Origin of the sequence: Clostridium senegalense JC122, from assembly GCF_000285575.1 — a bacterium.
Taxonomy (GTDB): Bacteria; Bacillota; Clostridia; order Clostridiales; family Clostridiaceae; genus Clostridium_J; species Clostridium_J senegalense.
On record NZ_HE611054.1, the window covers coordinates 288,987 to 304,645 of the forward strand.

The 15,659-nt window shown below is 28.6% G+C and carries 14 protein-coding genes; 7 read left to right on the plus strand and 7 right to left on the minus strand.

The genetic code is table 11. The features are described from left to right. Positions 1 to 46: 46 nt before the first annotated feature. The 7 genes from mnmG to rpmH all read right to left on the minus strand — a co-directional run bounded on the left by mnmG (position 47) and on the right by rpmH (position 5,751). The gene (gene mnmG / locus CSGHG_RS17350) at positions 47 to 1,930 is read right to left on the minus strand and encodes a tRNA uridine-5-carboxymethylaminomethyl(34) synthesis enzyme MnmG (protein WP_010298319.1); all 1,884 of its coding nucleotides are present in this window, start codon (positions 1,928 to 1,930) and stop codon (positions 47 to 49) included. 8 nt (positions 1,931 to 1,938) lie between these two features. Then, positions 1,939 to 3,315 carry a tRNA uridine-5-carboxymethylaminomethyl(34) synthesis GTPase MnmE gene (gene mnmE, locus CSGHG_RS17355; protein WP_010298322.1) on the minus strand — a complete coding sequence of 459 codons (1,377 nt, stop codon included), beginning with the start codon at positions 3,313 to 3,315 and terminating at the stop codon, positions 1,939 to 1,941. A gap of 278 nt (positions 3,316 to 3,593) precedes the next feature. Further along, positions 3,594 to 4,220, minus strand: a complete 627-nt coding sequence (gene jag, locus CSGHG_RS17360) for an RNA-binding cell elongation regulator Jag/EloR (protein ID WP_010298324.1) — start codon at positions 4,218 to 4,220, stop codon at positions 3,594 to 3,596. Positions 4,221 to 4,259: 39 nt separating this feature from the next. After that, positions 4,260 to 4,979, minus strand: coding sequence for a membrane protein insertase YidC (yidC, locus tag CSGHG_RS17365; RefSeq protein WP_010298326.1), 720 nt, complete (start codon positions 4,977 to 4,979; stop codon positions 4,260 to 4,262). A gap of 22 nt (positions 4,980 to 5,001) precedes the next feature. Then, positions 5,002 to 5,211 (minus strand): membrane protein insertion efficiency factor YidD, encoded by a 210-nt coding sequence (yidD, locus tag CSGHG_RS17370; protein ID WP_026022429.1) that lies wholly within the window; start codon positions 5,209 to 5,211, stop codon positions 5,002 to 5,004. Further along, positions 5,207 to 5,563: a ribonuclease P protein component gene (gene rnpA / locus CSGHG_RS17375; RefSeq protein ID WP_010298332.1), complete on the minus strand. Its 357-nt coding sequence runs from the start codon at positions 5,561 to 5,563 to the stop codon at positions 5,207 to 5,209. The genes yidD and rnpA overlap by 5 nt, the downstream gene beginning before the upstream one ends. Positions 5,564 to 5,616: 53 nt before the next feature. Next, positions 5,617 to 5,751 carry a 50S ribosomal protein L34 gene (gene rpmH / locus CSGHG_RS17380; RefSeq protein WP_010298336.1) on the minus strand — a complete coding sequence of 45 codons (135 nt, stop codon included), beginning with the start codon at positions 5,749 to 5,751 and terminating at the stop codon, positions 5,617 to 5,619. Between the two features lie 574 nt (positions 5,752 to 6,325). Between rpmH and dnaA the strand changes: the two genes are divergently transcribed. The 7 genes from dnaA (at position 6,326) to gyrA (ending at position 15,303) form a co-directional block, all read left to right on the plus strand. Beyond that, positions 6,326 to 7,675, plus strand: a complete 1,350-nt coding sequence (gene dnaA / locus CSGHG_RS17385) for a chromosomal replication initiator protein DnaA (protein WP_010298341.1) — start codon at positions 6,326 to 6,328, stop codon at positions 7,673 to 7,675. A gap of 256 nt (positions 7,676 to 7,931) precedes the next feature. Continuing rightward, on the plus strand, positions 7,932 to 9,035 hold the full coding sequence (dnaN, locus tag CSGHG_RS17390) for a DNA polymerase III subunit beta (protein ID WP_010298343.1): 1,104 nt from the start codon (positions 7,932 to 7,934) through the stop codon (positions 9,033 to 9,035). 120 nt (positions 9,036 to 9,155) lie between these two features. After that, entirely contained in the window at positions 9,156 to 9,362 is a 207-nt protein-coding gene (gene yaaA / locus CSGHG_RS17395; protein WP_010298345.1) for a S4 domain-containing protein YaaA, read from the plus strand. Between the two features lie 110 nt (positions 9,363 to 9,472). Beyond that, positions 9,473 to 10,576 carry a DNA replication/repair protein RecF gene (gene recF, locus CSGHG_RS17400; RefSeq protein ID WP_010298347.1) on the plus strand — a complete coding sequence of 368 codons (1,104 nt, stop codon included), beginning with the start codon at positions 9,473 to 9,475 and terminating at the stop codon, positions 10,574 to 10,576. An 11-nt stretch (positions 10,577 to 10,587) separates the two neighbouring features. Further along, a complete protein-coding gene (gene remB, locus CSGHG_RS17405) occupies positions 10,588 to 10,851 on the plus strand; it encodes an extracellular matrix regulator RemB (RefSeq protein WP_010298350.1) in 264 nt (87 codons plus the stop codon). An 18-nt stretch (positions 10,852 to 10,869) separates the two neighbouring features. After that, positions 10,870 to 12,777: a DNA topoisomerase (ATP-hydrolyzing) subunit B gene (gene gyrB, locus CSGHG_RS17410; RefSeq protein WP_010298352.1), complete on the plus strand. Its 1,908-nt coding sequence runs from the start codon at positions 10,870 to 10,872 to the stop codon at positions 12,775 to 12,777. Positions 12,778 to 12,807: 30 nt separating this feature from the next. Beyond that, complete coding sequence (gene gyrA, locus CSGHG_RS17415; RefSeq protein ID WP_010298354.1) at positions 12,808 to 15,303, plus strand: DNA gyrase subunit A; 2,496 nt, start codon at positions 12,808 to 12,810, stop codon at positions 15,301 to 15,303. The last annotated feature ends 356 nt before the right edge of the window (positions 15,304 to 15,659 follow it).

Consider the following 15,659-nt stretch of genomic DNA (forward strand, 5'->3'; position numbering starts at 1 on the left):
ATATCGTAATATATCATAATTTCCTCCGCTTTTATAACAAAAAGTTTTATTGGTTTTTAGACCTATTTTTTTGTTCTAAATAAATCATTAAAACTGAAATATCTGCTGGAGATACCCCTGAAATCCTAGAAGCCTGACCTATATTAACAGGTCTAATCTTATTTAATTTTTGCATAGCTTCTATTCTAAGACCTTTTATATCACTATAGTCTATCTCACTATCTAACATCTTGTTTTCAAATTTTTTAAACTGTGCTATTTGTTCTAGCTGTTTTTCAATGTAACCTTCATATTTTGACATTATATTTACTTGCTCTGTGATAGCATCTGAAAGCTCTTTTCTTTCAGGATCTAAGTCTGCAACTATATAATAATCAAGTTCTGAACGTTTTATTAATTCATAAAGAGTTGTTGGTTTTTTTAGTGGTGCAGAACCTTTTGTTTCTAAAAACTCTATAACTTCTTTTTTATTAGTTATTTGTATGTTTTTAATTCTTTCAACTTCATTTTCTATCTGCTGTTTTTTTATTAAAAATTCATTATATCTTTGTTCACTTACAAGTCCTTTTTCATGTCCAAGTTCAGTAAGTCTTAAATCTGCATTATCTTGTCTCAATAATAGTCTATATTCTGAACGTGAAGTCATCATTCTATAAGGCTCATTAGTTCCTTTAGTAACTAAATCATCAATAAGAACCCCTATATATGCATCAGATCTTTTTAATATAAGAGGTTCCTTTTCTAACACTTTTAATGCAGCGTTAATTCCTGCTACAAGCCCTTGTGCTGCCGCCTCTTCATATCCTGAACTACCATTTACCTGACCTGCTGTAAATAAGCCACCTATGTCTTTAAGTTCTAAAGACAATTTTAATTGAGTTGGGTCTAAACAATCATATTCTATAGCATATGCTGTTCTTAACATCTCAACATTCTCAAGTCCTGGAATAGTTCTTAACATCTTTATTTGAACATCTTCTGGCAGTGAACTACTCATTCCCTGTACATACATTTCTTCTGTACCTTCACCTTCTGGTTCAATAAATATTTGATGTCTTTCTTTGTCCCTAAATCTCATAACTTTATCTTCTATAGAAGGACAATATCTTGGACCTGTACTAACTATTGAGCCATTGTAAAGTGGTGATCTATGTATGTTTTCTAAAATAACTTCATGTGTTTTTTCGTTTGTATATGTCAAAAAACATGATATTTGATCTCTTTTTACATCTTTACTCATAAAAGAAAAAGGAACTACATTGTCATCACCAAATTGCTCTTCCATTTGTGAAAAATCAATTGATCGTTTATTTACCCTAGCAGGGGTACCAGTCTTAAATCTTCTTAATGAAATTCCAAGTTCTTTTAAAGAATCAGATAGTTTATTAGATGGTGAAAAACCACTTGGTCCTTCATTAAATTTTATATCTCCTACAATGATATCAGATTGTAAGTATGTTCCTGTTGTTAAAACTATTGATTTACAAGTAAAGTAAGCGCCATATTTTGTTAAAACACCTTTAACCTTACCATTTTCAACATCTATTTTTGTAACTTCTAATTGTCTTAACCATAAATTTTCCTCATTTTCAAGAACATTTTTCATTCTTTTTGAATATCTATTCTTATCCGCTTGTGCTCTTAATGAGTGTACTGCTGGTCCTTTAGAAGTATTTAACATTCTAGATTGAATATATGTATTATCTATGTTTATGCCCATTTCCCCACCTAGTGCATCTATCTCTCTTACTAGGTGTCCTTTAGCTGTTCCCCCAATATTAGGATTACATGCCATAAAGGCTATACTATCTAAATTCATAGTACATATTAAAGTTTTACATCCCATTCTTGCTGATGCTAATGCAGCTTCACAACCTGCATGACCAGCCCCTATTACTATAACATCAAAATCTCCAGCTATATATGACATAATGTCACCTACTTTCCTAAACAAAATTCTGAAAATATTTTATCTATAATATCTTCTTCTAGAGTACTTCCAGTGATTTTTCCTAAATCACTCCAAGCATTTCTTATATCTATTGATGCTAAATCAATTGCAAAGGTATTTTCCAGTGTATCTATTGCACCTTGTATGTTTTCTTTTGCTCTAAATAAAGCTTCTTTATGTCTTGTGTTCGTAATTATTATATCATCATTTGAAACCTCACCTTTAAAAAACAAGTCTTTTATAGCTTCCCTAACTTTGTCTATATTTTTACCTGTTTTTGCAGAAATTTCAAAAACATAATTAGAATCAAATTCCTTTAAATCTTCCTTTTTTATTTTACCATCTAAATCTAATTTATTTAACAAAACAATATACTTTTTATCAAGTATATAACTTATAATTTCTCTATCTTCTTCATCTAATTGTCTACTACTATCTAAAATTAAAATTATAAGATCTGCTTGGTTTATCTTCTCTTTTGATCTTTCAACTCCAATTTTCTCAACAACGTCTTCTGTTTCTCTTATTCCTGCAGTATCAACTATTTTTATAGGTACTCCAGATATGTTTATATACTCTTCTATCACATCTCTAGTTGTACCAGGTACATCGGTAACTATTGCCCTGTTTTCTTTCGTTAAAGCATTTAACAAGGATGATTTACCTACATTAGGTTTTCCTACTATTACCGTGTTAAGACCTTCTCTTAAAATCTTACCTTCATCTGCACTAGCTAAAAGTTCATCTATCTTAATTAACATACTTTTTAGAGTTTTAGCTGCACCTTCCGCTGTAACTTCCTCTAAATCATCTTCTGGATAATCAACTGTAGCTTCTATATGTGCAATAGATTGTAATAGCTCATTTCTTAAAGCATTTATTTCCTTGGAAATGCCACCTTCACTTTGCATTAAAGCAGATTTCATGCTTAATTCCGTTTTAGCGTTTATTATATCTATAATAGCTTCAGCTTGGCTTAAATCTATTCTTCCATTTAAAAAAGCTCTTTTAGTAAACTCTCCAGGTTCTGCTAATCTAGCTCCTACTTTTAAAACTTCTGACATAACTCTATTAGTAGCAACAACACCACCATGACAATTAATTTCTACTACATCTTCTGCAGTAAAACTACGTGGGCCTTTCATATAACTTACTATAACTTCATCTATATGTTCACCATTAGAATTTATAATATAACCATATCTCATCGTATATGTTTTTATATCGTCTAAACTTCTATTATTTTTACCTTTAAATATTTTACTAACTATATTTAAAGCTTTATCGCCTGAAACTCTAATTATTGAAACTCCACCTTCTCCAATACTAGTAGCTACAGCAGCAATTGTATCGAATTCTTTCATAAATTTTACTCCTTTCTAATTTGATATCTAAATTTGTATTATTTTAGTTTATTTTCTATTTAAAATCTTCTATAATTTCTTTTTTTACTACAACAAATAACAAAGTTTAACCTTTTACTTGTGTAATATGCATTCAATTATTTTTTGTCCATATAAGTTTAAATTATACCATATAAAATTTTATAAAAAAAATATCTGAATTAATTTTTTATTAAAATTTTGATGGAAAGTTTACATTTATAAGGATATTTCTATATTATAAATAAAAAGAAAGCCTATTAGGCTTTCTTCATTTCAATAACAACTCTTCTTCTTGGTTCTTCACCTTCACTATAAGTCTTAACATGTTGACTGTTTTGAAGTGCTGCATGTATTACTCTTCTCTCATATGGATTCATTGGTTCTAGTTTTAGTGTTTTACCTGTTGCTTTTACTTTACTTTCCATTTTTTCAGCAAGTCTTTTAAGGGTTTCTTGTCTAGTATGTCTATAATTTTCAGTATCTAATATAACTCTTATATACTCATCATCATGATTTTTATTTACAACTAAACTAACTAAATACTGAAGGGAATCTAATGTCTCCCCCCTATAACCTATTAAAATCCCCATATTAGGTCCGATTAAATTTATATTCATTTCATTTTTTTGTTCTTTTATTTTTATTTCAGCTTTAATATTCATAGAGTTTAAAATGTCTCTTAAAAAAACCTTAGCCTCTTCAGCTCTATCTTTTTTTACGGTTACTCTAACCTTAGCCGGTTTAACTCCTATTAGGTTTAAAAAACCTTTACTACCTTCATCTAAAACTTCTACGTTTACTTTATCTTCAGTAACATTTAGCTCAGAAAGTGCATTTTTAACTGCATCTTCTGTGGTTTTCCCCGTCATTTCAATAATTCTCATCCCTATGACACCGCCTTCCCAAAACTACTAGGCATTTAATTATTTATTTTTCTTTTTTCCTTTATTATCAGTATTAGTAACTCCAACAGTTGCTAATTCTTCGTTTTTCTTTCTAGGTCTTAATAATAAAGTTTGAATTAATTGAATTAAGTTATTTATAATCCAATATATAACTATAGCTGATTGCATTTTAAAACCCATCCAAGTAAACATACCAGCCATAACTATATTCATCATCCCCATATTTGGCATTGCTTGGGAACTAGAATTAGCATTAGTTTTTGGTTGTAACATCTTAGACATTATATAAGTACTTACACCTGATAAAACAGGAAGTATAAAATATGGATCTGGTTGATTTAAGTTTGGAATCCATAAAAATCCTGCACCATGATAATTAAGTGTACTGAATGCATAAAATAATACTATTATTATTGGATATTGAATAAGAAGTGGTAAACATCCACTCATAGGACTTACGTTTTCTTCTTTATAAAGTTTTAGTATTTCTTGTTGTGCTCTTTGTGGATCGTTTTTGTACTTTTCTTGTATTGCTGCAGTTTTTGGTTGAACTTCTGCTAATTTAACTGATGATCTTGTCTGTTTTATTGTTAGTGGCAATAGTATTACTTTTACTACTATTGTGAAAATAATTATTGCAATTCCGTAAGAATAATTCGGATTTGAAATTACCGATTGGATCATTCCATGGATAGCATCAAAGAAATTAACAAAATATACCGAAAAAAATTCTCTCAAGCTTTAATCCTCCTGTTTTGTGTTATTTAACTGGATCGTATCCACCCTTACTCCAAGGATGACATCTTAATATTCTCTTTATTGCCATATATCCACCTTTTAAACCACCATATTTTTCTATAGCCTCTATAGCATATTGTGAACATGTGGGCTGAAATTTACAACATGGCGGTTTTAAGGGTGATATGTATTTTCTATATAAGTTAATCATATGAATCAAAAATTTTTTAATCATTTATTAACCCGCTTTTTCTAAATAAATCTTTCATAGCCTTTTCAATTTCTTTATAACTTTTGTCGTTTGAAGCAGTTCTAGCGACAAAAACAAAATCATAACCCTGCTGTTTTAATATATCTTTATTCAATCTATAACTTTCACTTATCAATCTTTTTACTCTACTTCTTATTACACTTTTTCCAACTTTCTTACTAACGGATATTCCAACCCTGTTAAAACTTGAATTATCACTTTTATTTTTATAATTTTTAAAAACATACATAACTAATAAGTAATTAGAGTAAGATTTACCTTTTCTATATACAACTCTAAACTCAGGATTCTTTCGTATTCTATCTAATTTCATATTAACTGCTCCTTTTTTCCTGCAATTGCAGAAAAAGGCCACATCTGCGGCCCTTATGCTGTCAATCTTTTTCTTCCTTTAAGTCTTCTTCTTTTTAAAACATTTCTTCCAGACTTAGTTTTCATTCTTTTTCTGAAACCATGCTCTTTTTTTCTTTGTCTTTTCTTAGGCTGATATGTCATGAACATATACGAACACCCCCTTCGTATGTAATAAAAATATTTATAGCAATTATAGTATCACTATTTTATGGTTTTACCATTAGATTATATATTTCTAATCGCCTTATGTCAAGATAACTGTTTTTACAAAAAAACATATAAATTTTTCCTATATGTTAATACTTTTTATTTATATTAATAGTTTTTTGTGGATAACTTATTGAATACCTTGATATATTTTGATATCATGAATACATACTTGTTGATAAAATTGGAATAAGTAAAGTTATGCACATCCTGTTGATAAAATTGTGTATAACTTGTTCTATTTTTCTCCTTTTTTATTTAACATTTATTATTTTTGACGTAAAAACTGAATTTATACATAAAGTTTCAATGTGAATAATTTATACTTCTACATTGTTAATATCTTATATATTTATGAAAGTTATCAACATGTGAATATTTTTTATTGCATTTGTCAACAAATTAAATGTATTATTTTTTGTTGTTAATAACTTTGTTTACTATATGTTATATAATTGTGAAAAAAATTTTTTAATAAATAAAAAAAATATTGTACTGGAGGATAGGAATAAAAATGAACGCCCAAGTGAAAGAGTTATGGGAAAAAACTTTAATCATTCTAAAAGAAGAACTTACCGAAGTCAGCTTTAATACTTGGATAAAAAGTATTGAACCTATCTCACTAGAAAATATTGCTTTAAAATTAGGTGTTCCAAACAATTTTACAAAAGATATTTTAGAAAATCGATATAAAGATTTAATAATAAACTCCATAAAATCCGTTTCAAATAAGACATATAATGTAGAATTTTTTGTAGTTTCTGAAGAAGCTCTTGAAAAAGAATCTTCTAAAAAAGAAGAAGTTCCACAAAGAAGATCAATGGTAAATGATGAAATGTCTGCCATACTTAATCCAAAGTATACATTTGATTCGTTTGTTATAGGCAACAGTAACAGATTTGCACATGCAGCTTCTTTAGCTGTTGCAGAATCACCTGCTAAAGCTTATAACCCATTATTTATATATGGGGGAGTAGGACTTGGAAAGACACACCTTATGCATGCAATAGGTCACTACATACAAGATGTAAATCCTAAATCTAAAGTTGTTTACGTTTCTTCTGAAAAGTTTACTAATGAACTTATAAATTCAATAAAAGATGATAAAAACGTTGAATTTAGAAATAAATATAGAAATATAGATGTACTTTTAATAGACGATATTCAATTTATTGCAGGGAAAGAAAGAACTCAAGAAGAATTTTTCCATACATTTAATGCCCTTCATGAAGCTAATAAACAAATAATTTTATCTAGTGATAGACCACCAAAGGAAATTCCTACACTTGAAGATAGGTTACGTTCAAGATTTGAGTGGGGTCTTATTGCAGATATACAACCACCAGATTTCGAAACTAGAATTGCTATTTTAAAGAAAAAAGCAGATGTTGAAAATCTAGATATTCCTAATGATGTGATGGTTTATATTGCTACGCAAATAAAATCAAATATTAGAGAATTAGAAGGTGCTTTAATAAGAATTGTTGCTTACTCATCTTTAACCAATAGGGAAATAAATGTTGATTTAGCAGCAGAAGCTCTAAAAGATATCATATCTAGTAAAAATGCACGTCAAATTACTATAGAATTAATTCAAGATATAGTTTCTAGTTACTACAATCTAAAAGTTGAAGATTTTAAATCATCAAGAAGAACTAGAAATGTAGCTTTTCCAAGACAGATTGCAATGTATCTTTCTAGAAAGCTTACAGATATGTCCCTACCTAAAATTGGAGAAGAATTTGGTGGTAGAGATCATACTACAGTAATTCATGCTTATGAAAAAATTTCTCAAGCATTAAAGAAAGATGAAAACCTTCAAAGCTCAGTATCTGACCTAACTAAAAAGATACAACAAAAATAACTAACAAATGTTATTAATTTAACCCTTAGTTATTGTGGATAAAAAATGAAATACTTACTAGTTGTTAATATTGTGGATAAATTGAAATACTTATTGATTGTTTATCCACAATTATTTTTATTGACTTTTTATTGCATTTACAAGGGTTAAAGGGGTTATCCACATACTAACAGCCCCTACTACTATTACTACTATATTTTTTATATTATCTAAGCTATACTGTATACTATAAAAAATGTTAATAAGGAGGATCACTATGAAGTTTTTAATAAACAAAAATTCATTGTTAGAAGCAATATCAAACGTTCAAAAAGCAATTACTGGAAAATCAACACTTCCTATACTTCAAGGGATATACATAAATGCGTATAAAAATACATTAACATTAATTGGTTCAGATATAGATGTTTGTATTGAAACTAAAGTAGACGCAGAAATACTAGAAGAAGGATCTATAGTTGTTGACTCAAGATTGTTCGGAGAAATAATTAGAAAATTACCAAATGCAGAAATAGAAATATGTACTATTGATAACAATACAATAGAACTTAATTGTCAAAAATCCTGTGTTAATTTAATTCATATGGATGCTAGTGAATATCCATTACTTCCAACAATAACTGAAGATACAAATTTCTCTATATCTCAAAAAACATTAAAAAATATGATAAAAGGAACAATATTTGCAGTAGCACAAGATGAAACAAGACCAATTCTTACAGGTGTACTTTTTGAGGTTAAGGATAGAAAATTAAATTTAGTTGCTCTTGATGGTTTTAGAGTTGCGTTTAGAAGTGAACAGTTAGACTGTGATGACAATAAAGAAGCTGTTATTCCAGGAAAAACATTAAATGAAGTTTCTAAAATACTTGAAGATAAAGATGAGAACGTGGAAATAACTTTTACAAATAACCATATTTTATTTAATATTGGAAATACAAAAGTTATATCTAGACTTTTAGAAGGTGAATTTATAAAATATGCTTCTATAATTCCTCAAGAATATAAAACTAAAGTTATAGTTAATAAAAATGAAATTTTAGGATGTATTGAAAGAGCATCGCTAATGGCGAAAGATGGAAATACAAATCTTGTAAAATTAGAGATTGTTGATGACAACTTAATAGTCACTTCTAATTCTCAATTGGGAAAAGCAAGAGAAGAAATGAATATTATTTTGCAAGGTGAATCCCTTAAAATTGCATTTAACTCTAAATATCTTATAGATGTATTTAAAAATATTGAAGAAGAAGAAATTATTATGGAATTATCTAGTTCTGTTGCACCGTGTGTAGTGAAAAATAAAGAAGTTAATAACTGCACATATCTTTTATTACCAGTAAGGGTATTAAATAATTAATATAAGAAATTATAAATAAAAGGAGAAACTTGATTTAAAATAAGATTTAGTTTAAATATTTGAATAGTAATTTTTACTATGGAAAAAATATAAATAAAGTCTTGTCAAGGTAAAAGTGTTATGATAGAAATAAAAATAAATACTGAATTTATAAAATTGGACTCATTTTTAAAGTTCTCAGGAGCTTGTTCATTAGGTTCTGAAGCTAAATTTTTCATTAAAAATGGAGATGTTAAAGTTAATGGTGATATAGAACTTCAAAGAGGGAAAAAGCTATACAACGGTGATACCGTTGAATTTCAAGGTGAAAATTATAAAATTGTATAACTAAGTATGCACCGAATCAATTCGGTGTATATTTTTAAATTACTCAACATTTAGTAATTACACTAAATGTTCATAGTATGATATAATTTATTATTGGGTGTTTGTTTATTATGTATGTTAATAAGTTGATTATAAAAAATTTTAGAAGTTACAATGAGCTAGTCTTAAATCTTACAAATGGAACTAATGTTTTTGTAGGTGATAATGCTCAAGGAAAAACAAATATATTAGAGTCAATATATTATTCAAGTATAGGAAAATCTCATAGAACTAATAGAGATAAAGAACTTATTACTTGGAATAAAGATGATGCGTATATAAGAGTTGATATATCTAAAAAAAGATTAGATAAAAAAATAGAAATGAAAATATTTAAAGAGGGCAAAAAAGGTATAAACATTAATTCTGTAAAGATAAATAGGCTCTCTGAACTTGTAGGTGTACTTAATGTTGTTATGTTTTCGCCAGAAGATTTAAGCATTATAAAAGATTCACCGTCTTACAGAAGGAAATTTTTGGATATAGAGCTTTGTAAATTATATCCTAAATATTACTATAACCTAGCTGCTTATAAAAAAGTATTAGCAGAGAGGAATAATGTTTTGAAAAAATTTAATTGTAATTTAGATATTTTAGATATATACGATATTAAATTAAGTGAATTTGGAACATATATAATTGAAAAAAGATTAGAATATATAAATAGATTAAATAATAAGGCGTTAGATATTCATAAAGACATAACGTCTGATAAAGAAATTATAAATTTTGTTTATTTAAGTAATATAAAAGAGGATGACATTGATATAAAAACTCAGATGTATAACTCTTTATTAAAAAATAGAAAAAAGGATTTTGAAAGAAAAATAACTTCAATAGGTCCCCATAGAGACGATTTTGCAACATTTATTAATAATATTGATGTTAAAACTTATGGCTCACAAGGTCAGCAAAGAACATCAGTACTTTCAATGAAATTTGCATCAGTGCAGATAATTAAAGACATAACTGGCGAATATCCTCTGTTGCTTTTAGATGATGTACTTTCCGAATTAGATATATCTCGTCAAAAATACATATTGAATTCTATCAGTAATGTTCAAACTTTAATTACTTGTACAGGAATAAACAATATAAAAAAATATTTAAATTCTTCAGTTGACATTAAAATATTTGAAGTTAAAACTGGAAAAATAACTGATATTACCAATTAAGGAGGGTAAATATGTTTTTGCACTTAGGAGAAAATGTGGTAGTTCCAGTAAAAGATGTAATAGCGATTCTAGATATGGAATCAACTATGTACAGTTCGGATACAATTCAATTTTTAAGAATGGCAGAAGAGGATGGATTTGTAGAAAGAATTACTAAAGAAAAACCTAAATCTTTTGTTATAGCAGAAGTAGAAAAAAAGAGTAAAATATACTTATCACCAATATCTTCAGCAACATTATGCAAAAGAACAGATATTGCATATTGTGAGCTTTAGTAAGTTAGGAGGATATACATGGATACCAATAAAGTTTATGATGAAAATCAAATACAAGTACTAGAAGGTCTAGAAGCCGTAAGAAAAAGACCAGGAATGTATATAGGTAGCACAAGTGCGAGAGGACTTCATCACTTGGTTTATGAAATAGTAGATAATAGTATAGATGAGGCTCTAGCAGGATTTTGTAATAATATAAAAGTTACTATTCATGAAGATAACTCAATAACAGTAGAAGATGACGGAAGGGGTATGCCTGTTGGAATACATCCAAAATTAAAAATACCTACAGTAGAAGTAATCATGACTGTGCTTCATGCAGGTGGTAAATTTGGTGGAGGAGGATACAAAGTATCTGGAGGACTTCACGGTGTTGGAGCATCAGTTGTAAATGCTCTTTCAGAAATTTGTACAGTTGAAGTAAAAAGAGATGGACACATATGGAAAGAAACTTTCTCAAGAGGAAAGGTACTAAGTCCATTTGAAGTAGCCGGTGATACAGATGATCATGGAACTAGAATTTATTTTAAGGCAGATCCTGAAATATTTGATGATGTAACTTATGACTACGATACGTTAAGTCAAAGACTAAGAGAACTTTCATTTTTAAACAAAGGAATTAGAATAACATTAACAGATGAAAGAGAAGGAAAAAGTCAAGAGTTCCACTATGAAGGTGGTATAAAATCTTTTGTTGAGTATTTAAATAGAAACAAAGGCAAAATACATAATGAGCCTATTTATATAGAAGGTATTAAAGACGATTGTACTGTTGAAATTGCACTTCAATATAACGATTCGTACAATGAAAATTTATTTTCTTTTGCAAACAATATAGATACAATTGAAGGTGGAACACATTTAGTTGGATTTAAAGCTGCATTAACTAGAGTTATAAATGATTATGCTAAAAAATTTGGTCATTTAAAAGAAAATGATAAAAATTTAAGTGGTGAAGATGTAAGAGAAGGATTGACAGCAGTAGTTTCTGTTAAAATAACTGATCCTCAGTTTGAAGGTCAAACTAAAACAAAATTAGGTAATAGCCAAGTTAGAGGAATAGTAGAATCAATAGCAAATGATTCTATAACAAGCTTCTTAGAGGAAAATCCTCAAGTTGGTAAGAGCATAATAGATAAGGGTTTAAATGCTGCAAGAGCTAGAGAGGCAGCAAAAAAGGCAAGAGAACTAACAAGAAGAAAATCTGTTCTTGAAAGTACATCTTTACCTGGAAAATTAGCAGATTGTTCTTCTAAAAACCCAGAAGAATGTGAAATTTATATAGTTGAGGGCGATTCTGCCGGTGGTTCTGCAAAGCAAGGTAGAAACAGAAAATTCCAAGCTATTTTACCTTTAAGAGGTAAAATTATGAATGTTGAAAAACAAAGATTAGATAAAATGTTAAATTCAGATACAATTAAATCTATGATAACAGCATTTGGAGGCGGAATTGGAAAAGATTTCGATGTTAGCAAAATTAGATATCACAAAATAATAATAATGACAGATGCGGATGTTGATGGAGCTCACATAAGAACATTACTACTTACTTTCTTTTATAGATACATGAGAGAATTAGTTGATGAGGGCCATGTTTATATAGCTCAGCCACCTCTTTACAGATTGAAAAAGGGTAAAAATGAATATTACACATATAGTGATAAAGAACTTGAAAACTTAATTCAAGAAGTTGGTGGAAAAGATAGTAGTGTAGATATACAAAGATATAAAGGTTTAGGAGAAATGAATGCAGAACAACTTTGGGATACTACTATGAACCCAGAGAATAGAACATTGCTTAAAGTAGATGTAGAAGATGCAATGGCTGCAGATGAAATATTTACTATTCTTATGGGAGATAAAGTTGAACCTCGTAGAGAATTCATAGAAGAGAATGCTAAAAAAGTTATTAATCTAGATATATAGTTAATTATACAAATTAGAGAGGTGTAACATATGAATAGCGAAGAAAAAATATTGCCTGTAGACATAAGAAATGAAATGAAAAAATGTTATATAGATTATGCAATGAGTGTTATAGCTGGTCGTGCGCTTCCAGATGTTAGAGATGGATTAAAGCCTGTTCATAGAAGAATATTATATTCAATGCATGAACTAGGATTATATCCTGAGAAGGGATATAGAAAGTGTGCAAGAATAGTTGGAGACGTTCTAGGTAAGTATCACCCACATGGAGATACAGCTGTTTATGATGCACTTGTAAGACTAGCACAAGATTTTTCAATTAGATATAAATTAGTTGACGGTCATGGAAACTTTGGTTCAGTTGATGGCGATGGCGCAGCAGCAATGAGATATACTGAAGCAAAGATGGATAAAATAACAACTCAAATGTTAAGAGATATAAATAAAAACACAGTAGATTTTATACCAAACTTCGATGGAGAAGAAAAAGAACCTGTAGTATTACCTTGTAGATTCCCTAACTTATTAGTAAATGGATCAACAGGTATTGCAGTTGGAATGGCAACTAATATACCACCACATAACTTAAATGAGGTTATTGATGGGGTACTTATGCTTATAGAAGATTCAGAGGTTTCAATAAGCGAATTAATGACTGCAATTAAGGGACCGGACTTTCCAACAGCAGGAATAATATTAGGTAAAAGTGGAATAAGAAGTGCTTATGAAACTGGAAGAGGTAAGGTTTTAGTTAGATCTAAGGCAGAAATAGAAGAAGAAAACGGAAGACATAAAATTATAGTTACAGAGATACCTTATCAAGTAAATAAAGCAAACTTAATAGAAGCTATAGCAAATTTAGTTAAAGAAAAGAAATTAGATGGTATATCGGATCTTAGAGATGAATCAGATAGAGATGGTATGCGTATAGTTATAGAATTAAAAAGAGACGCTAATCCTAATATAGTTTTAAATAGATTATATAAACATACTAAAATGCAAGATACTTTTGGAATTATAATGCTTGTTTTAGTAGATGGTGAGCCTAAAGTATTAAATTTAAAACAAATACTTTCACACTACCTAGAACACCAAAAGGAAGTTATTACTAGAAGAACTCAATTTGATTTAGATAAGGCATTAGCAAGAGCACATATACTTGAAGGCCTTAGAATAGCATTAGATCACATAGATCAAGTAATAGCATTGATAAGAGGATCTAAGACTACAGCTGAAGCTAAAGAAGGATTAATAAAAGAATTTGGTCTATCAGAAAAACAAGCTCAAGCTATATTAGACATGAAACTTCAAAGGCTTACAGGATTAGAACGTGAGAAAATTGAAGAAGAATATAACCAATTAATGGAAACTGTAAAATATTTAAAATCAATACTTGAAAGTGAAGAAAAGTTACTTAACATAATAAAAGAAGAGCTTATAGAGATAAAGAATAAATATGGTGATGAAAGAAAAACAGCAATAGAGAAAAATCCATATAGTTTTGATGATGAAGATTTAATTGATGATGAAGATGTTGTAATAACATTAACTCACGCTGGATATATAAAAAGATTACCAGTAGATACTTATAACGCTCAAAAAAGAGGGGGAAGAGGAGTACAAGGTGCTAACACTAAAGAAGATGACTTTGTTGAAAATATAATAACTACCCCTATATTAAATAACTTATTGTTCTTTACTAACAAGGGAAAAGTTTATAGATTAAAAGCTTACGAAATTCCAGAAGGTAGTAGAACATCTAAGGGAACTAATATAATAAACGTATTACCAATAGAAAATGGTGAGACAATACAGGCAATAATGCCAATTAAAACCTTTGATAAAAATAACTCATTAATAATGGGAACTAAATCTGGTATAGTGAAAAAGACATCATTAGATAAATATGCAGCTATAAGAAGAAATGGCTTAAATGCTATAAATTTAAGAGAAAATGATGAATTAGTAGGAGTAAGTATTACTAAAGGCGATAGTGAAGTAATATTTGTAACTAAAAACGGATACTCAATTAGATTTAGTGAAAAAGATGTAAGACAAATGGGTAGAGTAGCAACTGGTGTTAAAGCTATAACATTAAGAAAAGAAGATGTAGTAGTTTCAATGTTAGTTGTAAAAGAAAATGAAGAGCTACTTGTTATAAGTGAAAAAGGTTTTGGTAAAAGAACAAATATAAATGAATATACGCTACAACATAGAGGCGGTAAGGGAATAATAACTTACAAAATAACAGAAAAAACAGGATGTGTTGTAGGAGCAAGAATAGTTAATGATTTAGATGAGCTTATGCTTATGAATAGTAATGGAATAATGATTAGAATAAATGTAAGTGATATATCTACTTGTGGAAGAAATACAATGGGTGTAACACTTATGAAAACTGGTGAAGATGTAAATATAGTAGCTATTGCTAAAATAAATTATTCAGAGCCAAAAGAAGATTCAGAAGATCATATTAAAGAAGAAGAAAGCTCAAATGAAGAAATAAAAGATATAGACAATGAATAAATAAGCATAAAAAAAGCTGTACCTTAAATATTAAGGTACAGCTTTTTTATAATTTTATGATTTTTAAAATCAATTATTATAATAAGATTTGTAGATATAAATATAAAAATAATTAAAACTTTGCCACGTGTATCTTTTGTAGAAAAAAGGAGGATTTAACAGAAAAATAAAGAAAAATGGAAAAGAATTTAATAAATAGATTATAAAAGCTAAAATCAGGTTTTAAAAAAGTATATAATAAATCTTGTCGCTGAGGCAAGCAAGTAAACAGCCCAAGCGATGAAGATTAAAACTTAAAAAATACTTTCAAAATTTAAAAATAAATTTTAAAAAAGTATTGACAAAAAAGTTTAAAT